The organism is Pontibacter sp. Tf4, from assembly GCF_014212495.1.
Taxonomy (GTDB): Bacteria; Bacteroidota; Bacteroidia; order Cytophagales; family Hymenobacteraceae; genus Pontibacter.
In genome coordinates this window covers 132,942-153,174 of sequence record NZ_JACKZC010000005.1, presented here as the reverse complement: position 1 = coordinate 153,174, position 20,233 = coordinate 132,942, and the positions used below count along the sequence as shown (strand labels likewise).

21 protein-coding genes are annotated in these 20,233 nt (G+C 46.1%); 8 read left to right on the top strand and 13 right to left on the bottom strand.

Annotated features, from left to right (window positions below; genetic code table 11):
- Window positions 1-3 precede the first annotated feature (3 nt).
- From H7F15_RS09740 to H7F15_RS09730, 3 genes are all read left to right on the top strand, one after another.
- Window positions 4-1,815: a DNA mismatch repair protein MutS gene (locus H7F15_RS09740; RefSeq protein WP_185196788.1), complete on the top strand. Its 1,812-nt coding sequence runs from the start codon at window positions 4-6 to the stop codon at window positions 1,813-1,815.
- Between the two features lie 139 nt (window positions 1,816-1,954).
- On the top strand, window positions 1,955-2,197 hold the full coding sequence (locus tag H7F15_RS09735) for a hypothetical protein (protein ID WP_185196787.1): 243 nt from the start codon (window positions 1,955-1,957) through the stop codon (window positions 2,195-2,197).
- 48 nt (window positions 2,198-2,245) lie between these two features.
- The gene (locus H7F15_RS09730; protein ID WP_185196786.1) at window positions 2,246-3,013 is read left to right on the top strand and encodes a hypothetical protein; all 768 of its coding nucleotides are present in this window, start codon (window positions 2,246-2,248) and stop codon (window positions 3,011-3,013) included.
- A 101-nt stretch (window positions 3,014-3,114) separates the two neighbouring features.
- On the opposite strand, the gene tsf is transcribed toward H7F15_RS09730, so the two are convergent.
- The 6 genes from tsf to H7F15_RS09700 all read right to left on the bottom strand — a co-directional run bounded on the left by tsf (window position 3,115) and on the right by H7F15_RS09700 (window position 8,506).
- Complete coding sequence (gene tsf, locus H7F15_RS09725; protein ID WP_185196785.1) at window positions 3,115-3,951, bottom strand: translation elongation factor Ts; 837 nt, start codon at window positions 3,949-3,951, stop codon at window positions 3,115-3,117.
- Between the two features lie 206 nt (window positions 3,952-4,157).
- Complete coding sequence (rpsB, locus tag H7F15_RS09720) at window positions 4,158-4,925, bottom strand: 30S ribosomal protein S2 (RefSeq protein ID WP_185196784.1); 768 nt, start codon at window positions 4,923-4,925, stop codon at window positions 4,158-4,160.
- Window positions 4,926-4,946: 21 nt separating this feature from the next.
- Complete coding sequence (rpsI, locus tag H7F15_RS09715) at window positions 4,947-5,333, bottom strand: 30S ribosomal protein S9 (protein ID WP_185196783.1); 387 nt, start codon at window positions 5,331-5,333, stop codon at window positions 4,947-4,949.
- A 7-nt stretch (window positions 5,334-5,340) separates the two neighbouring features.
- A complete protein-coding gene (gene rplM, locus H7F15_RS09710) occupies window positions 5,341-5,790 on the bottom strand; it encodes a 50S ribosomal protein L13 (protein ID WP_185196782.1) in 450 nt (149 codons plus the stop codon).
- Between the two features lie 275 nt (window positions 5,791-6,065).
- Window positions 6,066-8,138, bottom strand: coding sequence for a M56 family metallopeptidase (locus H7F15_RS09705; RefSeq protein WP_185196781.1), 2,073 nt, complete (start codon window positions 8,136-8,138; stop codon window positions 6,066-6,068).
- 2 nt (window positions 8,139-8,140) lie between these two features.
- Entirely contained in the window at window positions 8,141-8,506 is a 366-nt protein-coding gene (locus tag H7F15_RS09700; RefSeq protein ID WP_185196780.1) for a BlaI/MecI/CopY family transcriptional regulator, read from the bottom strand.
- Between the two features lie 202 nt (window positions 8,507-8,708).
- On the opposite strand from H7F15_RS09700, the gene H7F15_RS09695 reads away from it, so the two are divergent.
- Genes H7F15_RS09695 through H7F15_RS09680 form a run of 4 tightly spaced genes read left to right on the top strand, consistent with a single transcriptional unit; the run spans window position 8,709 to window position 12,317 of the window.
- Window positions 8,709-9,344, top strand: a complete 636-nt coding sequence (locus H7F15_RS09695; RefSeq protein WP_185196779.1) for a hypothetical protein — start codon at window positions 8,709-8,711, stop codon at window positions 9,342-9,344.
- Window positions 9,345-9,383: 39 nt separating this feature from the next.
- On the top strand, window positions 9,384-10,046 hold the full coding sequence (locus H7F15_RS09690) for a hypothetical protein (protein ID WP_185196778.1): 663 nt from the start codon (window positions 9,384-9,386) through the stop codon (window positions 10,044-10,046).
- Between the two features lie 17 nt (window positions 10,047-10,063).
- Complete coding sequence (locus H7F15_RS09685; RefSeq protein ID WP_185196777.1) at window positions 10,064-11,287, top strand: ABC transporter permease; 1,224 nt, start codon at window positions 10,064-10,066, stop codon at window positions 11,285-11,287.
- A gap of 49 nt (window positions 11,288-11,336) precedes the next feature.
- Window positions 11,337-12,317: an NAD(P)H-quinone oxidoreductase gene (locus tag H7F15_RS09680; RefSeq protein WP_185196776.1), complete on the top strand. Its 981-nt coding sequence runs from the start codon at window positions 11,337-11,339 to the stop codon at window positions 12,315-12,317.
- A gap of 404 nt (window positions 12,318-12,721) precedes the next feature.
- Here the strand turns inward: H7F15_RS09680 and H7F15_RS09675 are convergent, their stop codons facing one another.
- From H7F15_RS09675 to H7F15_RS09650, 6 genes are all read right to left on the bottom strand, one after another.
- Complete coding sequence (locus H7F15_RS09675) at window positions 12,722-13,432, bottom strand: RluA family pseudouridine synthase (protein ID WP_185196775.1); 711 nt, start codon at window positions 13,430-13,432, stop codon at window positions 12,722-12,724.
- A gap of 159 nt (window positions 13,433-13,591) precedes the next feature.
- Window positions 13,592-14,626 carry a cell wall metabolism sensor histidine kinase WalK gene (locus H7F15_RS09670; protein ID WP_185196774.1) on the bottom strand — a complete coding sequence of 345 codons (1,035 nt, stop codon included), beginning with the start codon at window positions 14,624-14,626 and terminating at the stop codon, window positions 13,592-13,594.
- Between the two features lie 5 nt (window positions 14,627-14,631).
- Complete coding sequence (locus H7F15_RS09665; protein ID WP_185196773.1) at window positions 14,632-15,321, bottom strand: response regulator transcription factor; 690 nt, start codon at window positions 15,319-15,321, stop codon at window positions 14,632-14,634.
- A gap of 187 nt (window positions 15,322-15,508) precedes the next feature.
- On the bottom strand, window positions 15,509-16,312 hold the full coding sequence (locus tag H7F15_RS09660) for a DUF3108 domain-containing protein (protein WP_185196772.1): 804 nt from the start codon (window positions 16,310-16,312) through the stop codon (window positions 15,509-15,511).
- Window positions 16,313-16,584: 272 nt separating this feature from the next.
- A complete protein-coding gene (gene recA / locus H7F15_RS09655; RefSeq protein WP_185196771.1) occupies window positions 16,585-17,634 on the bottom strand; it encodes a recombinase RecA in 1,050 nt (349 codons plus the stop codon).
- Between the two features lie 355 nt (window positions 17,635-17,989).
- Window positions 17,990-18,622 carry a GNAT family N-acetyltransferase gene (locus H7F15_RS09650; RefSeq protein WP_185196770.1) on the bottom strand — a complete coding sequence of 211 codons (633 nt, stop codon included), beginning with the start codon at window positions 18,620-18,622 and terminating at the stop codon, window positions 17,990-17,992.
- 157 nt (window positions 18,623-18,779) lie between these two features.
- On the opposite strand from H7F15_RS09650, the gene H7F15_RS09645 reads away from it, so the two are divergent.
- The gene (locus H7F15_RS09645) at window positions 18,780-19,643 is read left to right on the top strand and encodes an SDR family NAD(P)-dependent oxidoreductase (protein WP_185196769.1); all 864 of its coding nucleotides are present in this window, start codon (window positions 18,780-18,782) and stop codon (window positions 19,641-19,643) included.
- 75 nt (window positions 19,644-19,718) lie between these two features.
- On the opposite strand, the gene H7F15_RS09640 is transcribed toward H7F15_RS09645, so the two are convergent.
- On the bottom strand, window positions 19,719-20,147 hold the full coding sequence (locus tag H7F15_RS09640; RefSeq protein WP_185196768.1) for a hypothetical protein: 429 nt from the start codon (window positions 20,145-20,147) through the stop codon (window positions 19,719-19,721).
- Between the last annotated feature and the right edge of the window lie 86 nt (window positions 20,148-20,233).

Genomic DNA, 20,233 nt, shown 5'->3' with positions numbered 1-20,233 from the left:
CACATGCAGCATAACCCATCAGAGATCTATAGTTCGCGGGCTTCGGCTTTTAAGCAACAGCAAACTATAGCCGCAGGTAAAGCATCGCGTGTGTCGTGGTTGCGTGTGTTTTTGTTTGTGGCTGCCGTTGCAGCTGCTTACCATTTTTTTAGCTCCGGCAATAACCTGCTGGGTGCCCTGGCTATAGTTGCCGGGTATGTGGTTTTTGTAATGGTTATGCGCTGGCACACACGCCTGGAGTATCAGCGCCAGCAATTAAAGCTGCTGCACGAACTGAACCTGGAAGAGCTCGACCGTTTAAAAGGCAACATTGCAAAGCTGGAAAGTGGCCATGAGTTTACCGACGATCATCACCCGTATACTTCTGACCTTGATATTTTTGGCCCGAACTCGCTATTTCAGCTGATAAACCGGTCGGTTACAACTATAGGCAAAGCAAAACTGGCCACCTGGCTGCAACACAGAGCCGCTAAAACCGAGATTGTGCAACGCCAGGAAGCTATAGCTGAGTTAGCTGAACCGAAAACTATAGACTGGCTGCAAAACCTGCTGGTATTACCGCGACACTACAAACACACCCAGGAAAGTAAACAGGACTTTTTTGCATGGCTGCAGGAGAACCGTTTTTACAGCAAACATACCTACCTGAAGCCGCTTATTTTTATAGTTCCTGTAGTTACACTGGCATCTATAGTTGCGTGGTTTTATGGGTACTCCGGCTATCCGGCTGTTGGCTTGCTGGTAGTGCAATCGTTGCTGGCTTATAGGTTTCGGGTAGAGCGGGATGCCTATTATGATAACAGCATTGCCATTTACGAGGCCATGCGCAGCTATACAAAACAGTTGCGACACATTGAGCAGCACCAGTTTCATGCCCCGATGCTCGTGGAGTTACAGCAAAAACTGCATATTGGGAATGTAAGGGCATCCGTAGCGCTGGGCAAACTGGCTACCATCATCGATTTCTTCTCTTACCGGTTAAGCACACTCATGGCCTTTTTCCTGAACACGATCCTGATGTGGGATTTTATATGGATGTACCGGCTGGAGAACTGGCGCGACCGTTACCTGGAGCAGGTAAAAGGCTCTCTGGAAGTGCTGGCCAGTTTTGAAACTATAGCCAGTATAGCAGCGCACCAGCAAGCTAACCCTACGCACGCCATTCCGGAGATAAGTGATGTGCCGTTTGAATTTTCGGCGGAAGAGCTGGCGCACCCGCTCATTTTTGTATCGGAACGCATCGCCAACAGCTTTTCGATGCAGGGCGTGGGGCATACCATTATAGTTACCGGCTCCAATATGTCGGGTAAAACCACTTTTCTGCGTACGGTGGGCATAAACATGGTGCTTGCCTTTGCCGGAGCGCCCGTTTGTGCCCGCCATTTGCGTGTTTCACCGGCCCAGGTTTACACCGCCATGCGTACCGTCGATAACCTGGCCGAAAGTACCTCGTCTTTTTATGCCGAACTGAAGCGCCTGCGTATACTCCTGAACATGACCGAACAGGGCGAACCGGTCTTCTATTTGCTGGATGAGATTCTGAAAGGCACGAACTCCCGCGACCGTCATTTAGGCGCCATGGCGTTGATTAGGCAATTGCACCAGCGCTATAGTTCCGGCATGATCTCGACGCACGACCTGGAGCTTGGCGCTATGGAAGAAGAACTGAAAGGCAGCGTAGAGAACTATAGTTTCAACAGCACCATAGAAGGCAATAAGATCCTGTTCGACTATAAACTGCAACGCGGCATTTGCGGCAGCTTTAACGCCAGCAAGCTCATGCAGCTAATGGGCATTGCTATAGAAGAGGAGTAACTATAGGCAAAGGACTTTTTGACAAAAGACAAAAGAAAACAGAGATGGCGCGAGCATCCACGCTCATGACTAACTATAGTTGGGCCTCTGGCCCATATACATTAACACATTAACTAATCAGCACATTAAACTATAAACTATGAGAGTAGTAGCAGACATTCCAAACCCGCACGTTAAGATCACCTTGCATTCTTATAACGGAAAGTACATTATTAAACTGGAGAAGGCCAACCTGGAGCAGATCTATAAAATTGAAGAAACCGAAGTAAATGGAGACGAAGGCGCTATAGCTTTGATAGATGAAGAATTTGTAGAAGCCGTTGTGAACCGCTTTGTTGATATGCGCGACGTCTTTGTGAGTACGGTGAGGAGGAATGGGTAAGGTTTCTTGATTATTAAGTTTATCTGCTAGTTGTAGACCATTTAAATCATGAAGAAGCTTCCAAGGTATATAGAACAAAAATTCTACGAGACCATATTTGGAACGGTCGCCTTGGAAGAATTTGAGTCTTGGGTATATTCAGACAAGGAATTAGAAACCATTTTGTCAGAAGACGAATACCTTGAACTGATTTCTTTCAACTACAAAAAGAACGGTGCGAAGTGTGAACTTGTAAATCTGCTTATAGACAGGTATATCGACCTTGCAGAATACGAGAAATGGAGAATGCTCAATCTCCTATATGCCGCCAAAAATAAAGACGAAAAGCTGCCAGATATCCTTAGACAATTCTACGACCTATATTGCAAGGGATATGCCTTTCTGAATTACTTGGGGTTGGGTTATGGCTTGACTGTTGAAGTTCCGCCCAGCAACTATAAAGCTGAAACATGGGAAGGAATGTCAGAAACAGAAAAGTCAGAATTGATTGAAAGCTTCTATCCACAGTTACAGTCTGACATTGAAAGAGCAATTACTTGGATTGAAAATGGCAAAATCATATTATCAGGAAAGGCTGATGAAATTGGCCATTATGAATACGAAGACCTTAGGACAGAGAAGGAACGTGAATCAACTGTTTGGACGGAAGTAGAACGTGATGATACAACAGGATTCAAAGCATTTGAAAGTAACCTAGAAGTACTGAAAGAAGAAAAAAAACGCCTTACAACAACAGCTATAAGCAAGCGGGTGGATAGTGCTAAACGAAACGATAATACTTTAAACAAACTTTGGTCTTGGTTGACAGGTAAATAGCTTTTAAAGCCCGCCTGCTCATAGCCAAACCGTTAAAAGATCAACCATAAAAAAAGCCCGCTTCATCAGCGGGCTTTTATAGTTTATAAGCTAAAAGCTAATTAAGCACCGATAGCTACACGCTTGAAATCAGTTACTGTTAAGCCTTTGCTTGTTTTCTCAAGCAGCTGAGCGATTGTTAAAGAAGAATCCTTAACGAACTCTTGGTTTAACAGTGTGCTTTCTTTGTAAAACTTGTTCAGTTTACCCTGCGCAATTTTCTCCAGCATGTTCTCTGGCTTGCCTTCAGCACGTGCCTGCTCTTTACCGATCTCGATTTCACGCTCGATAGTAGCTGCATCTACACCGTCTTTATCCAGTGCAATTGGCTTCATAGCCGCGATCTGCATCGCGATGTCTTTACCAACTTCAGTTACATCTGTACCGTTTGTGTTGTTAAGGCCAACCAATACACCTAATTTACCATTAGAGTGGTTGTAAGCTACAACTTTCTCAGCGTTTACAGTCTCGTAAGAAACTACGTCGATCTTCTCACCGATTTTACCCATCAGATCCGTGATGTGGTCCTGCAGCGAGCGGCCATCAGCTTGTGGTGTAGCCAATAATTCTTCTTTAGAAGCAGCGTTTGTAGAAACAGCTGCATCCAGAACTGCCTGCGCCAGGTTTCTGAAATCCTCTACTTTAGATACCGGCTCAGTTTCGCAAGCGATAGCTACTACTTTACCAGTTGCGCCATCAGCAGAAACCTGCGTTAATACAATACCTTCAGAAGTTGTGTTGTCAGCACGCTTGCTGGCAATTTTCTGTCCCTGCTTGCGCAGAATATCTTTAGCTGCTTCAAAGTCGCCGTTAGCTTCAGTAAGCGCTTTTTTGCAGTCCATCATACCAGCACCAGTTTCCTGGCGAAGTCTGTTAACGTCTTGTGCTGTAATAGCCATGATTTTTATAATTATGAATTACGAATTAATAATTAAGAATTTCGGTTTTCGTGCTCTGTTTATACTTCAGACAACTATAAGTGAATAGAAAAGTCTATTGTCTTTTGTCTAAAATCTATTGTCTGATACAGAGCCCCTAAAACAAACTGAACATTGAAGCAGTCTGCCCAATGTTCAGTTTGATATGTTGCAATATGAGCAAATTCTTATTGCTCGTCAGCTTCTTGTTTAGCCTTGATGCCTTCTTCTTCAGAACGCTTACGCTCAGTTTCTTCTTTGTCCACTTTGCGCTCAGACAGACCTTCTTCAATAGCCTTACCCATGATAGAAACGATCAGGGCGATTGACTTAGAAGCGTCATCGTTTGCAGGGATTGGGAAATCAACTGACTCAGGGTTTGAGTTTGTATCGCAGATAGCGAACACAGGCAGGTTAAGCTTGTGTGCTTCTTTAACTGCGATGTGCTCACGCTTCACGTCAACGATGAAAAGAGCAGCTGGTAGACGAGACAGATCTGCGATACCGCCCAGTACACGCTCCAGTTTCTCACGCTCACGAGAAAGCATCAGTTTCTCACGCTTTGCGATAGCTGCATAAGCTGTGTTGTCTTTCATCATCTTGTCGATGGTAGACATTTTCTTAAGAGACTTACGCACAGTAGCGAAGTTAGTAAGCATACCGCCTAACCAACGATCGGTAACGTAAGGCATTTTAAGACGCTTAGCCTCTTCAGCCACGATGTCCTGCGCCTGCTTTTTAGTAGCTACGAACAGGATCTTACGACCAGACTTGGCGATGTTCTTGATAGCTGAAGTAGCTTCGTCAAGCGCAACCAGAGTTTTGTTAAGGTCGATGATGTGGATACCGTTCTTCTCCATGAAGATGTATGGAGCCATTTTCGGGTCCCACTTTCTGGTAAGGTGACCAAAGTGTACACCAGCTTCCAGTAATTCTTTATAATTAGTACTTGCCATGTTGTTGATACACCTAAAATATTAACGTTTGCTGAACTGGAATGAACGACGCGCTTTACGCTTACCGAACTTCTTACGCTCCACCATACGTGGGTCACGTGTGATGAATCCTTCTTTACGAAGCGTTGACTTAGTTTCGGCGTTCTCAACTACCAGGGCTTTAGAGATAGCAAGTCTTAGTGCCTCAGCCTGGCCGCTTACACCACCACCTTTTAAATTAGCAGTAACATCGTACTTGCCAATCAGATCTAAGGTTTGAAACGGCTGATTTACTATAGTTTGCAATACTTCGTTAGGGAAGTATGCCTTGATATCTTTACCGTTAATAGTGATATTCCCTTGCCCGGCCGTCATATAGATACGTGCCACCGAGGTTTTTCTTCTACCGGATGTATTGATAACTTCCATTAATTAATTATAGATTGAAGGTTAATTCTTTAGGCTGCTGAGCTGCAAATGGATGCTCGCTTCCTGCAAAAACATGAAGATTACGGAATAGCTCGCGACCTAGTGGGCCTTTTGGCAACATGCCACGAACTGCGCGCTCTACGAGCAGCGTTGATGATTTAGCCTTTAGCTCACGTGGAGAAGTTCTTCTCTGACCGCCTGGGTAACCAGTGTGCGACAGGTAGTACTTCTGATCCCACTTGCGACCTGTGAAACGAGTGTCATCAGCATTGATAACGATCACGTTGTCACCGCAGTCAGCGTTTGGCGTGTACGAAGGCTTGTTTTTGCCTTTCAGGATCTTGGCGATTTCAGACGCCACGCGACCCAAGCTTCCTTGCCCTGCATCAACAATTACCCAGCCTTTGTTGGCTGTCTTCTTGTTGACAGTAAGGGTTTTATAACTTAAATGATCCATTTTTGGTGGTAGTAAGCGATTTATTTATTAATTAATAATTGTATTTCGGTTCTTCGAAAATGGACACAAAGATAGAAGGTATTTATTTTATATGCAATACTGTTTTATAAATTCCCGTAAATCAGGGCAATAGCAGTTGCAGGCTATAGTTGCCAACTATAGGGTAACCTTACCAGCCCGTGCGCAGATAGTATTTTGTGGTGTAGCCGTAAAAGCATGAGGCAGAACCATAAACTATAGTTCTGCCTCATGCTTTTTTAGAAAATGCGCCTGTCTTATTTCTCTGGCGGAATGGTAGTACCAACTATAAACCTGCCGGTTTCCTTAAAGCCTTTTACCACCACTACGTTGTTATGCGCAGCCAGGCCTTTTAAACTATGAGACACACTGGTGCCGTTGTTCAGTTTTCTGGAAGCTATCGTAATGTTGATTGCATCGTTGCCGCTGGCATCTTTGTGCTCTTTAAATGAGAGGTCAAAACCGTTGGCTGCAAATGCCTGCTGGGCTGCATCAAGTTCGCGTTTGGTAACATCGTTTGGCCAAAGCACATATGTAACAGTTTTTTCATCTTCTACGAGCTTCGCACCTGATGCCGGAACAAGCGGACCTTCGTGCCTTACTGGTGGCGGTGGGGCGGGCAATGTTTCAAACTTCTGCTCAAGCTCTTTAACCTCTTTAGAGTCTTTGTTTTTCTCTGTTACAATAGAGATCAGCCCTTTCGCAGCCTTGCTGCCTGCTATTTTCTGAGCTTGTTCCCCTTTGATCACATTAATGCTGTGGATTTTCTTCGGGTCCAGTTTCTTGTAAGCCTCGGTTTTGTCTTCTTTGCCATCAAGGTAGTACACCACACCATCCGGAAGGCTCTGCAGCATATCTTTGGTATCTGGTTTAACAGGTGGCGCAGGTGGTGCTGGCAGGTCTACTTCCTGTACGGGTGCCGGCGGTGCAGGAGGAGCTGCAGGGGCTGCAGGTACAGGAGGCGGAGGAGGTGGTAACTCCGGCAAGTTATACTTGCGCTCAAGTTCGGCTATACTTTTGGCATCATCCAGGTAATAAACTTCGGTGCCACCGCCTTTCAGGCCAATTACAATTGCATTTCTATTGTTCACTACTTTGCCGCGCACGCTTTTTACAGCCGGATTTTTCTTTAAATGCTGAACGAGCTCTTTAGGAAGATCTTTTTCACCATTTTGCTGTAGAGACTGCGCAGGTATTGGAGGAAGCTTTCCATATTTCTTTTCAAAAGCGGCTATCTCTTTTTCATTATCCAGATGGTAATTCTCGAATTGTGGCTGGTCTTTGCGTTGGATAACTACGCGTGTAAGCTTACTCGTCTTATCAAGGACATCCTCATGCAGCCAGTACAACTGCTCCACATTGGGGTTGCGTTCCAGAAATGAGGCCTGGTCTTCCTGAAACTTATCGTTCTCGCCTTGCAGCTCAAGGCTGGTTTTGCTTAGTTCTCCAGAGAGTTCATTAATTGTAGGTGCTGCATTCCGGAAGGCAAACAGCAGGGTAGTGGCAAGCGGCAAGGCGATCAGCAACCTGAGCTTACCGGCCTTACTGGTAGGCATTTTGTTCATCATGGCAATTCTTCTTTTTAGTGATGGAAAATTGAATTGATTGGCAATCTGAGGTTGCGTGGCGCCTACAACTTTCAGTAAAAGGTATTGGTATTCTTTTTTGTCTACTCCGGTGTTTACCACGTTCTGGTCGGCAATAAACTCCAGGTTTTCTTTCACAGCTTTTTTCATGAGCCACGCGCCCGGGTTAAACCAGTAAAACACGGTGCTCAGTTCGGCCAGCAGCACATCCAGGGTATGCCAGCCGGTAATATGTATCAGTTCGTGGTGCAGTATCTTTTCCAGCTCATCCTGTTTGTGCTGCTCGGGGTTAAGGTAAATGGTTTGCCAAAAAGAAAAAGCCTGCCTTATAGTTTTAACCTGCCTGAAACCGATGTGCTTATAGTTGGCAGGCTCTGAGGCTGCATGTATCTTGTAAAGCGAAACCAACTGAACTATAAACCTGATGAGCATAACTATAACTCCGGCCCAAAACAGGTAAACCGGCAGTTGCCAGTAGTCGAAGGTCGGGGCAGCAACTATAGTTTGTGTACTGATTGCCCAGGCTGGTATAGTTACAATGTAAGCATTGGCAATCGGCTCATGGTTTGCTAACAGCTCTGATAGGTCTATAAAAGGGTACACTGTAGAGAACATGATACCAAACACCAGGAAAAGCCGGTTGAGGTGGTAGAATGTGAGCCGGCGGAGCGCTACATGGTAGGCCAGGTAAAACAGCACCAGCGCCACATTTACTTTCAGCAGGTATAAGAGCAGTTCCGGCATGGCTATTCGGCTTTTTTGTTCTCGATCATGTTAATAATTTCCTGCAGCTCTTCAGCGCTTATCTTCTTGTCCTGCGCAAAAAATGCCACCAGCTCTTTGTAGGAGTTCTTAAAGTAATCGCCCACAAAGCTTTTCATGAAGCGCTTCTTATAGTCTTCCTGCTTGATTACAGGCGTGTAGCGGTAGGTGTTGCCCAACTTCTCGCCCTGCACAAAACCCTTTTTCTCCAGGTTTTTTACCGTTGATGCCAGCGTGGTGTAAGGCGGTTTCGGCTCGGGCAACTCTTCCAGAAAATCCTTTATAAATCCGCCACCGGTTTCCCAAATTACCAGCATGGCTTCTTCTTCTTGTTGGGTCAGCTTTTCCATAGTGTTACGATGTTTTCGTATAGTTACGAAATGTTCGTAATAAAAGCTACGAAATTTTCGTAATTATTTTTGGGTATTGGTTTCAAGGACGTAAAGAGGGTTTTTAGTTAAAAATAATTTTATGGATGGACTGCGAGAAAAGTGGAAACTGTGTTTACAGTTGAAAAATCTGTACCTTATCTGATAAAATGAAATACGAACTATGAAGTCAATATTACTTTCTTTAGTAGGTATAGCTATAGTTCTGTCCGGATGTTCCGAAGAAACTATAAAAAAGGAGTTTACTGTACGCGACAGCCATGTTATTGAATTTGTAACTCTTGGCTTCGCAGAAGATGCCAATGATGAGAATAAAGGCTTTGGAGCTTTTTACTATTGCTACTTAAACCTGGCTACCGACTCTGTATTTATACAACAGAAAATCAACCCTATTGAACAGCCGGAAACATTTGCCCGAGCTGGTATTATAGCTGGCATATCTCAGAATCCTGTATTACACAATTATCTGGAAGCTGCAAAGCAGTATAAAAGTGGACAAATAATAAGTGAACCTGTTGAGGAAGGAGCCAGCTTCTGCGGACCTACTTACGCGATAAGGAATTATGGATCGGGTGTTGAGAAAATACTTTATTTTAATACTAATGATGTGGATTTAAGATTTGTCCATGTTAAGGATTTCATTTTGTCATTACTGAAAAAAGAACAGCTAAAGCCTGTAAAAGTAATGGACGAAGATAAAATAGTAGTGCCAATGGTAAGGTTTGCAGGATATGATTTAAGGCCACCGCCACCTGATCTCCCGCATCCACCACCTCCAGCCCAGGAGAAAGTCAATTAACGTAATTCAGGACCAGATCAGTTTGATTTTACATTACACATGAAGCAGCTTCTACTATCCTTAACAACTATAGCTATCCTGCTTACGGGTTGCTCCGATGAAACTATAGTTAAGGATGCGCCTGCTGGAGATGGAAGTGTGATTGAGCTGGTAACCTTCGGGTTGTCTGATAATCCTACACAACAAAACAAAGGCTTTTGCCCTGGCCATTACGTTTACATAAACTTGGAGACTGATTCAGTTTACATTCAGCGGAAGATAGATAATTCTGACAGTACTGAAACAGTTGCAAAAGCAGGATATATAAGCGGTATTTCAAAACATCCGGCTATAGTTGCTTACATAGAAGCCAGCCGGCAGTATGAAAGCAGTAACCTGATAACCCCAAAAACACCCGAAGGTACGCTCTATTGCGGCCTGACTTTTTACACGAACTACAGCTATGCCGGCGAGGAAAGAATTTATTACTTTACTTCCCGAGAGCTGGATAAAAGATTCGAACTGTTCACGGATTACTTACTTGCCTTAACAGAAAGCCCGGATTTGGACGTGGTAAACAGCTTGGTGCCGGATGACAGTATAATGGTGCCTATTGTTAACCATGAGAGCTTCGGTGCAGGTCGTACAGTGCCATGGTCAGACCGGCCAATGCCTCCGCCACCAGTAAAAGTTAACTATACACCACCTTTAGAAAAGCACTAAAACTATAGTTCTGCTGTATGCTCAAAAAACTACTAAACTCGTTCGCGCTGGCGTTGCATAATATCCGCACCAGGTTGTTCCATACACTGCTGTCTATTTTAGGTATTGTGATAGGAGTAGGCGCGCTGGTAACCGTGCTCTCGCTGATAGATGGCTTGGAAAAATTTGCCAAAGAGCAGATAACCACCACTACATCGCTGAAAGCCGTGATGATAGAAACCAATACCTATAAGCGCGTAAACGATGTGGGCGTGCAGAAAGAAGACTACGGCTACCTGAACTACGAACGGTTCAAAACTTTTTCAGGAGCTATGCCCATACCAGCTACCGGCTATATCGAGTTCGGAAACAACAGCGAAGTTTTGCTGTCCGATAGCAGTAAGGTTGGCGTTGGCGTGAATGGTGTGAACGCGGTGCACCCGACATTAGCAGTGCTGGAAACCGGCCGGTTATTTACGCCGAAGGAATTAACCACCAAAACACCTGTTGCCTTTGCCAACTATAGTTTTGCCAAACAAGTGGCAGGAAAAGATTCTGTGGATGCGGCGTTGGGGCAAACCGTAACTTATAAAGATAAAGCGGTAAAACTGGTAGGTATCCTTAAATCCAAGGGCCAGGAGAAACCTGAACTATACTTGCCTATAAGCTTATTTTCTGACGAGGAGCTGAAAGCAAACCCGCCGCGCGTAATGTTTGAGGTGGATGAAGTGGAGCAGGTGCAGGCGTTTAAGAAAGATGCCGAACAATGGCTGAAAACCAACGTGGCCAAAGACACCACTGACTTCAGGGTGATGACCAACGAAAGCAGGGTAGAGCAGGCGTCGAAAGGCTTTTTACTGTTCCGGATCGTGATGGGGATGATCGTGGGGATCTCAGTTATAGTGGGTGGCATCGGTGTAATGAATGTGCTGCTGATTTCGGTGAATGAACGCACGGTTGAGATTGGCGTGCGTAAAGCTATGGGTGCCAAAAAGCGCGACATCCTGCTGCAGTTCCTTGCCGAGTCGGTCACGGTGTCGTTGTTTGGCAGTTTGCTGGGGCTTGCGCTCGGTATACTGTTTGCGATGGGAGCCGTGCCTGTTATTAAAGCCGTTACAGATGTGCCTTTCCAGGCGGCTTATACTCTAAATACATTTATGGTTATCACTATCATTGCTATAGTTATCGGTATTGTGTTCGGCACGTACCCTGCCATGCGTGCCGCACGCCTGAACCCCGTAGATGCCATCCGGAGAGAGTAAAACAAGCAGCCGCAAACTATAGTAGGTAACTATAACAACTATAAAAATTATGAAAGCCATTCTTGTAAAGCAACCCGGCGGACCGGAACAACTTATATTGGGTGAGTATGAACAGCCGTTACCCAGCCCAACCGAGCTGCTGGTGAAAGTACATGCCACCGCCCTTAACCGCGCCGACACCTTGCAGCGGCAGGGGAAATACCCGCCGCCAAAAGGAGCCAGTCCGCTGCTTGGCCTGGAGATGGCCGGCGAAGTGGCAGAGGCAGGCATTAACTGCACCCGTTTTAAAAAAGGCGATAAGGTGTTCGGGTTACTGCCCGGCGGCGGTTACGCCGAGTATGTAACGATAGATGAGGCCATGGCCATGCCGATGCCCGACAACCTTAGCTTTGAAGAAGCTGCCGCCATACCCGAAGTTTTTCTAACAGCCTGGCAGGCGCTGGTGTGGCTCGGTAAACTACAACCCGGCGAACGGGTGCTGGTACACGCCGGTGCCAGCGGTGTAGGCACGGCAGCCATACAATTAGCCCGCGCCCTGAAAACCGAAGTGCTGGTCACCGCATCCGAAACCAAACTACAAGCCTGCCTGAACCTGGGTGCCCACAAAGCTATCAACTATAAAGAAGTACCTTTCGAGGATGAAGTGCTGGCCTATACCAACAGCGAAGGCGTGGATGTGATCGTTGATTTTATAGCCGGGCCATACTTTAACCAGAACATAGATTGCCTGCGCCTCGATGGCCGGCTGGTTATACTGGCCAGCCTGGGTGGCGGGAAAGTGGATAACTTTGATCTGCGCAAGATCCTCACAAAACGGTTGCAGGTAATGGGTTCCACGCTACGCTCCCGCACCAAAGACTACCAGATAAAATTAACCGAAGACCTCGCCCAGTTTGCCTTGCCACTGTTTAAAGAAGGAAAGCTCAAACCTGTTATCGACTCGATTTATAGTTGGGAAGACGCAGCCGAAGCGCACCGCTACATGGAAAGCAACCAAAACATCGGTAAAATTGTGCTGCGGGTGGATTAAAAAGAGACAAAAACTGTTTGATAGAAGAATGAAAATGCCGCAAGTTTAGCGCCAGCGTAACTTGTGGTTAATGATGGCGCCAGTTTGTAACTGGCGTTATGCACAAGCAGGAAACTATAGTTTACGGAAGGCTATAGTTTGGGCCTCTGGCCTAGTCGGATTGCAAATCCAACGTTATAAATAAGTCACGGATCACAGATCCGTGCCAGCATCCAGCTATAGTTTGGGTATAGTTTTATAGTTTACAGAATCCTGTTCATCCTAAAATCCTGTGAATCCTGATTCAGACAAAAAGATCCAGGATAATCCCAAAATCAAAACTACCCCAGTTCAAACAAAAAAGGACAAAAGAGCTATAGTTGCGTCTTCTGTCCTTTTGTCAAAAAATCCTTTGTCAAGGAAAACTACTGTGCCCGCAGTTGTTTTACCAATACAGCGAAGTCTTTCGGGTAAGGTGCTTCTACTTTTACCGGCTCGCCATTCAGCAACCGGAAACCAATCGTGTGCGAGTGCAGGGCAAAGCGTTTGATCAGCGGTTGTTCTTCAGTCAACTTTTTCAGGTTGTAGCCGCGTTTCAGGGTGCTCAAAAACAGATCCTCTCCGCCATACAACGAATCGCCAACTATAGGTGCCTTTAACCATGCCAGGTGCACGCGTATCTGGTGCAGGCGGCCGGTTACCGGCATACATTCTATCAGGGAGTGACGGCTATAGTTCTCCAGAGTGGTAAAGTAGGTTTCGGCTGGTTTGCCCTGTGGCGTTAGTTTGGCCACGCCTTTCGCATTAGGTAATATGGCTTTGCTTACCAGCTGGTCTTCAAATTTATGGGTGCCCCACACCACAGCATGATACACTTTATACACTTCGCGGTGCTCAAACTGCATGGCCAGGTTGCGGTAAGTCTCCGGGTTTTTGGCAAATACCAGGCAGCCGGAAGTGTCCTTGTCCAGACGGTGGCAGGCCTGCAACGCCGGGTTGTACTGGCGCGCTATTTTAAGCAGGTTGGTGGTGTTGGGCGTGCGGTCTTCCAGCGTTGCCAGAAAAGGGGGCTTGTTAACTACAATGTAGTCGTCGTTCTCAAATATGATCAGGTCTTTAAAAACCGGGTACTTCATGTGTATCTAAACTATAACCGACACAGCTATGTGTTGAACTGCGCGTTTGCAAAGATACGGAAATTAGTTGTTGGTTATTCGTTGTTAGTTATTAGTGCGTTTTGGGAGAAAGTGAGTTAAACTCTGAGAATCGAACAACCAATAACTAACAACCAGCAACTATTTGGCTTTCGGGAGCTTGAAACGCAGGGTGGAACCTTTGCCTACGGTGCTGGATATGGCAATGAACGAACGGTGCGCTTCCACGATGTGCTTCGAGATGGCAAGCCCCAGCCCGGTGCCGCCTTCTGATTTGGCACGGCTCTTATCGATGCGGTAAAAGCGTTCAAAAATACGGTTGATGTGCTCTTCGGCCACGCCCATGCCGTCGTCTTTTACGGTAATGGTGTATTTTTTACGGCCCTCTGTAAACGAAACCCAGATGTTACCACCGTCGCGGCCATATTTTATAGCGTTGTCGATCAGGTTTACAAATACCTGCCGGATGCGGTTAGGGTCGCCAAAAAGGTTTATGGTCTGGCCCGGTAACGCTTCCAGGTGAAGGGTAATCTGGCGTTCTGCAGCTTTTAACTCTAACTGCTCAAATACATCCTGCACCAGCGCTACCGCATCAAAATTGCGTTTCTGTAGTTGTATCACCCCGTTCTCCAACTGCGAAATGCTGATCAGGTCCTGCACCAGTGTGTCCAGGCCATCTAGGCTGTTGGCTGCTTTCAATAGGAATTTGTCGCGTACGGTTACGTCATCCACAGCGCCGTCCAGCAGGGTGTGTATAAAGCCCTGTGCTGCAAAAATGGGTGTCTTCAGTTCGTGCGATACATCGGCCAGAAAATCGCTGCGCATGTTTTGCAGGCGCTTGAGTTCATCGATCTCGAGTTGTTTTTTTGCTGCTATCTCATAGATCTCATTTTTGATCTTCAGCAACGGGTCGGATGTGAAAAACGAACGGCCTTCGGCTCTTTTGCTGTCCTGGCGTTTGATGCGCTCCAGAGTAGAGTACACATTCTTTATTTCGCGGAGCACCAGTGCTTCGTAAGAAAAATAGATCAGCAGAAAGCAACAGATAAAGACCAGCACCAGGGCCGCTATCAACCCTTTGGACGAGAAATAACTGGCTAACGTAAGAAAGGCGGTAAGCACCAAAGCCACCGCCAGCGAGATAAGTAAAGCAAGCGAACGCGAGTTCAGGTTCATGCAGTTTAGTCGGTGTTAAACTTGTAGCCCACGCCTTTTATAGTTCTGATGTGGTCTTCGCCTACCTTTTCGCGCACCTTCCGGATATGAACGTCCACGGTGCGGGCAATTACATACACATCGGTGCCCCAGATGCTATTCAGCAGTTCGTCGCGGGTAAATACTTTGTTTGGAGTAGCGGCCAGAAACGCCAGCAGTTCAAATTCCTTTTTAGGCAATGTTATTTTCTGGTCGCCTTTGTACACGGCAAAGCTGGTACGGTCTATTTTCAGGCCGGCTATCGTTATCACCTGTTCCTGGTCTTCGAGCAGGGCCTCGCGGCGCGCAAGGGCAGCCAGGCGGCTCAGCAGGGCACGTGGTTTTATGGGCTTGGTTATAAAGTCGTCGGCGCCGGCCTCAAAAGCTGCTACTTCCGAAAACTCCTCGGAGCGGGCTGTCAGGAAAATAATGTGCGTATGTTTAAAGTCAGGCATTTCGCGCAACTGGCGGCAGGCTGCAATTCCATCCAATACGGGCATCATTACGTCCATCAGGATCACATCCGGCTTAAAGGTTAGTGCTGTCTCAATAGCTTTCTGGCCGTTTTCGGCCTGGGCCACTTCGTAGCCTTCGCGGGTCAGGTTATAGTGCAACAGTTCCACAATGTTGGGCTCATCGTCCACTATCAGTATCTTATAGTTTGATGTAGTTTGCACGTGTCTTCGGTTTAGAACTATATAAACATAACTGGCGCTATACTGCTGCCTTGTTACTTTGGTAATGTAAAGTTAGCATGATTTAAGTAAACTGCTCAGTTACAGTAAAATGTTAATAGTTTCTTAACAATGTGGCAGCAGGTAGCAGTAACAAAAAAACCAGCCGGCGGGCTGGTTTCTATAGTTGTTAGCGTGTTACCAATTTATGTTTCAGGCCTTTGTAGTTGTAGAGGTCCACTTTCAGGGAGCCTACAAACATTTCGGCTTCAATCAGCACCGGTATTTTATTGTTGTCGTCCGATAAGTACACGGCTATCGCGTTCTCGCCTTTAAACAGGTCGTTCTTCGGCATTTTCGGGATCAGTTTAATGGCTTTTATCTTTCCGGCTTTGGTGTTTACTGTTTCGCGGCCTTTGTAAGTGATCTCCATATCAAAGTTCTCTTCATCAAAAAAGCCTTTCACTACCATTTTGTCGCCTTTGCGCATGTTGTCGTAATCAAGGGTACGCAGGTAGTAAAAACCGCTCACAATGTCCTGCACGTTATCCGATATCTTGTGGGTGCTGTTTCTTTCCGGATCTTTTTTACGTTTTGTTTTTACAGCAGCTGTGTTGCTGTAGTGGTTAAAGTCCACGGTTTCTTTTTTGCGGTAGCTGCCTTCCTGTATGTCGCGGTGAAAGCGGTGCGGTAATATGGCTGCCGTATCAATATAAGACTGCCAGGTGTCGCGCACTTTTATGAACAGGTCGAAAGAGCTGCTGGTTCTGCCATACACAGTGGCCCGGTACGTTGGGCGGCCATTTACCATATGCAGGTTGTTGGATATATCTATAGTTGCCTCAGCTGCGGTAATAGGGCCATAGTGTACTTTATACTTCAGTACTTCACCGGTCGAAAAACTTTCGTTGCGCACAATTCGCATTCTGTCTTTTGTAGCAAACGCCGACAGAACGATGACTAAAAGCAGTGCTACTGGAAAAATCTTCTTCATATTCTTCTTCATAAGGGGCTGCATCAATAGTAGTAGGTGTCTATTCAACTATCATACCAACTATATTCTGTAGTTACAGCAAACTATAACCCTGCTTTGCGCTGTAAGGTTCAAGCTATAGTTTGTGTCTGTTTGCTACTGCCTACAGGGTTTTATACTATGTTGTGTATTGCAAGTTAGCACTTTATGTAAATTTTTTTACTGTTAGGGTAAACAAAAAAGGTGCTATAACTATAGCACCTTTTTTGTTATTTTAGTTCAGGAAATAAAGTTCATTCAGCGCTTTCGCCCGATTTATCTTCCATTACTTCTGCTACTTTCTCAGGCTCACCTTTAACTATAGCTCTGATCTTTTGCTCGATCTCGTCCATCAGTTCAGGGTTGTCCAGCAGGATCTGCTTCACACCATCGCGGCCCTGGCCAAGCTTGTTGCCATCGTAAGAGAACCACGAACCTGATTTCTGTACAATGTTCAGCTCTACGCCCAGGTCAAGGATCTCACCTACTTTAGAGATACCCTCGCCGTACATGATGTCGAATTCAACTACTTTGAATGGAGGCGCTACTTTGTTTTTCACTACTTTCACGCGTGTACGGTTACCGGTAATGTTATCAGCACCTTCTTTAATCTGGCCAATACGACGGATATCCAGACGTACCGAAGCGTAGAATTTAAGGGCGTTACCACCGGTTGTTGTCTCCGGGTTACCGAACATCACACCGATCTTCTCACGAAGCTGGTTGATGAAGATACAGCAGCAGCCTGTTTTGTTGATGGTACCGGTTAACTTACGAAGTGCCTGCGACATTAAACGAGCCTGAAGACCCATTTTGCTGTCACCCATATCGCCCTCCAGTTCGCCTTTCGGCACCAGGGCAGCAACAGAGTCAATTACAATGATATCGATAGCACCTGAACGGATCAGGTGGTCAGCGATCTCCAGTGCCTGCTCACCGTTATCCGGCTGCGAGATAAGTAAGTTCTCTGTATCGATACCTAATTTTTCGGCATATACTTTATCAAAAGCGTGCTCTGCGTCAATAAATGCAGCCAGACCGCCCTGGCGCTGTGCCTCGGCAATGGCATGCATGGTAAGCGTGGTTTTACCAGATGATTCAGGACCGTAGATCTCGATAACACGGCCACGTGGCAAACCGCCAATACCCAAAGCTATGTCCAACCCAAGAGACCCTGTAGAAATAGCAGGAATGTCTTCTACCTTGTTGTCGCTAAGCTTCATTACAGTGCCTTTACCGTAAGTCTTGTCAAGCTTATCGATGGTCAGCTGCAGGGCTTTAAGTTTTTCGTTGCTTACACTCATGTGTTCTTTTCTTGTTTAGCTTAATTTGATTGTGAAATTACAACTTTCAGATCCAATATGCAAAAAAGTTACCCTATATTTTGCTAATTATTTTAGCTGATCATTGCTGTCTATACCTAACATCAGCGGCAGTGCTTTTGTGCCATTATCTGAGCTTTTTTAGCAGTTATTTTTAAATAATTTTACGCCGTAGCGGTTTGGCTTATAGTTGCTTAACCAATGGCTTTGCCATGAGCTATAGTTGCTGAAGGACAGCCCTTTGGGTTTGTGTTTGCTAAAAATATTAGAATTTATAATACTATAGTATGCGGTTGCATACATGGAGCCCTGCAGCCTGTCCCAAACTATAGTTCGTCTACACCACTGTGGCCGGGCTCGCTGATTCCTGAGGCCTTCTGCGCCTTTCAAAATCCTGGCGTGTCATCCCAAAGTAGGTCAGGTCGTGCAGCTCGTCCGAGTCAGATCCCCTGAAGTCGCTGCGCAGGGTGCCTTCTTCTACAAAGCCATTCTCCAGGGCCAGCTCGCCGTAAAATTTGTTGGTTGCCGTGCACCGGATGTATACTTTATTCAGTTGCAGGGCATCAAAGGCAAAATCAAGCATAGCCTGCAGGGCTTCCTGCACCAGTTCTTTGGTTTCGGGCCAGCCGGTAAAGTATAAGCCTATCTCTGCTTTCGGAATTTTGTGGTCTACGTTCTTCAGGGCTATGTCGCCTAAGTAGGTGTTGCCGGCCTTGGTCCAGACACCGAAGTCGAAGGTTTTGCGGTTGTCCCAGTCGGTACGGAGCTGTTGCATTTGCAGGCGGGCATCTTCCAACACTTTCACACGCGCAATACGGCCACTGAAGGCAGGGTACAGGTTGTCGGGGTTTTCCAGCAGCACGCGCATAAAATCGCCTTCGTCGCCTTCCTGGTATGGCCTTAGGATGAGGTTGTCTGTCTCCAGTCTTTCGTCCAGAGCATCGGGTAGGATATTATATAGTGAGTTCATTATAGTTTGCTTCTTATAGTCAGTTTATATGGTGCGTGTATCTTCTTACGCTTTATGCATGAATTGGTATAGCATTTCGGGTTGTATGAACTATAAACAAGCAGCCAGCCAAAACGTTAGTAAGTAACATGTGCTATTATTTAAACTATAAAAAACTATGGGAGACAGACTAAAAGGAAAAGTTGCAATTGTAACAGGCGGTGGCACCGGCATTGGCGAAGCTATCTGTAAGAAATTTGCCCGCGAAGGGGCCAGTGTGGTTGTTGCCGGCTTCCCCGAAGACCCGGTAGAAGAGGTGGTGAAAGAGATACAGAAAGAGGGGGGAAGTGCCTTGCCTTTTACTGCTGACCTGTCGACAGAAGCCAATGCAAAGCGCTGCGTGGAAACTGCCGTAAGCCAATACGGTAAGCTGGATATCCTGGTCAACAATGCCGGGGTGTTTCCGGAAGTGAACATGCTGCAGGATTTTTCGGAAGAGGCTTTTGAGTACATGCTGAAGAACAATGTGAAAACGGCTTTTGTCATGAGCAAGGCAGCCCTGCCCGAACTGCATAAAACCAAAGGCAACATTGTATCGGCGGGCTCGGAGTCGGGTGTGCTGGGAATTGCGCAAAACACGCCCTATGGCGGTACCAAAGGATTTATACATGCCTTTATGCGCGGCCTGGCTGTAGAACAGGCACAGTTTGGGGTGCGTTGCAACATAGTTGGCCCCGGCCCTATAGATACCGCCTGGACCCACGAAAGTACCGGCCCGATGGATAGCAAAATGGTGAAAACGATGAAAGAAGCTACCCCCATGGGCAGACGTGGTACACCGGAAGAAGTGGCGAATGTGTACCTGTTCCTGGCATCAGACGAGGCCTCTTATGTAACTGGTGCTACTTATATGGTGGATGGCGGCATAACTATAGCAAAGGGCGGTGTAGGCAGCCAGGCCGATTCGGAGATGAAGAAAGAGCCGAAAGGAGAACTGGAGCTGGAACACTCCAAAGAAGGGCATACTTCTATCCGGAAGTAAACTATAGCTGAACTATAAAACAAAGGCCGGCAACTATAAAATTGCCGGCCTTTGTACTATAAACTATAGTTTTGACTATTGATTCAGGAAAGGATAGTTGTGATGTTTCGGGCTGCCTAAGTTCTGCTGCACCATCATTACCTCCAGCGTATGTGCTGTTTCTTTAAAGAATTCCAGCCTTCTGTACAGCATTTCCTTTTGCAGGACAACACCGGTAGCAGTTTTCATGTAGGCTTTTTTGTCCTCCAGCACGCGGTGCATCACATCGTTCACAGCTTCTTCGTTTTGCAGGTACCACTGCTCAAAATCAAATATACGGGCAGCACCTGTAGTTGCCGAGGTAAAGTTAAGGCCATAGATGCGCAGAATGTCGCTCATCAGGTCTATCTCCAGCGGAATGGATGTATTATAAGGCATAGTACGCACTTCCAGTTGGCTGTTTAGTGCACTAACTATAGTTGCCAGGTTCTCTTTAAAGCGAAAGTATAAAGCAGCCGCCTCCATAGGTATATGATTAGTAAGTGTAAGTCTGCCGCAAAATTAAACTAAATTGTCGAATGGCTAAATGGATTCAAGGTTAAATTGTTAGA

Coding starts and splice junctions, on each gene's coding strand:
- rplM (WP_185196782.1), bottom strand. CDS start 5,790: ATGGATCATTTAAGTTATAAAACCCTTACTGTCAACAAGAAGACAGCC.
- H7F15_RS09640 (WP_185196768.1), bottom strand. CDS start 20,147: ATGGAGGCGGCTGCTTTATACTTTCGCTTTAAAGAGAACCTGGCAACT.
- recA (WP_185196771.1), bottom strand. CDS start 17,634: ATGAGTGTAAGCAACGAAAAACTTAAAGCCCTGCAGCTGACCATCGAT.
- H7F15_RS09660 (WP_185196772.1), bottom strand. CDS start 16,312: ATGAAGAAGATTTTTCCAGTAGCACTGCTTTTAGTCATCGTTCTGTCG.
- H7F15_RS09685 (WP_185196777.1), top strand. CDS start 10,064: ATGCTCAAAAAACTACTAAACTCGTTCGCGCTGGCGTTGCATAATATC.
- H7F15_RS09680 (WP_185196776.1), top strand. CDS start 11,337: ATGAAAGCCATTCTTGTAAAGCAACCCGGCGGACCGGAACAACTTATA.
- H7F15_RS09690 (WP_185196778.1), top strand. CDS start 9,384: ATGAAGCAGCTTCTACTATCCTTAACAACTATAGCTATCCTGCTTACG.
- H7F15_RS09700 (WP_185196780.1), bottom strand. CDS start 8,506: ATGGAAAAGCTGACCCAACAAGAAGAAGAAGCCATGCTGGTAATTTGG.
- H7F15_RS09675 (WP_185196775.1), bottom strand. CDS start 13,432: ATGAAGTACCCGGTTTTTAAAGACCTGATCATATTTGAGAACGACGAC.
- H7F15_RS09695 (WP_185196779.1), top strand. CDS start 8,709: ATGAAGTCAATATTACTTTCTTTAGTAGGTATAGCTATAGTTCTGTCC.
- H7F15_RS09650 (WP_185196770.1), bottom strand. CDS start 18,622: ATGAACTCACTATATAATATCCTACCCGATGCTCTGGACGAAAGACTG.
- H7F15_RS09740 (WP_185196788.1), top strand. CDS start 4: ATGCAGCATAACCCATCAGAGATCTATAGTTCGCGGGCTTCGGCTTTT.
- H7F15_RS09705 (WP_185196781.1), bottom strand. CDS start 8,138: ATGCCGGAACTGCTCTTATACCTGCTGAAAGTAAATGTGGCGCTGGTG.
- rpsB (WP_185196784.1), bottom strand. CDS start 4,925: ATGGCAAGTACTAATTATAAAGAATTACTGGAAGCTGGTGTACACTTT.
- H7F15_RS09645 (WP_185196769.1), top strand. CDS start 18,780: ATGGGAGACAGACTAAAAGGAAAAGTTGCAATTGTAACAGGCGGTGGC.
- rpsI (WP_185196783.1), bottom strand. CDS start 5,333: ATGGAAGTTATCAATACATCCGGTAGAAGAAAAACCTCGGTGGCACGT.
- H7F15_RS09730 (WP_185196786.1), top strand. CDS start 2,246: ATGAAGAAGCTTCCAAGGTATATAGAACAAAAATTCTACGAGACCATA.
- H7F15_RS09670 (WP_185196774.1), bottom strand. CDS start 14,626: ATGAACCTGAACTCGCGTTCGCTTGCTTTACTTATCTCGCTGGCGGTG.
- tsf (WP_185196785.1), bottom strand. CDS start 3,951: ATGGCTATTACAGCACAAGACGTTAACAGACTTCGCCAGGAAACTGGT.
- H7F15_RS09735 (WP_185196787.1), top strand. CDS start 1,955: ATGAGAGTAGTAGCAGACATTCCAAACCCGCACGTTAAGATCACCTTG.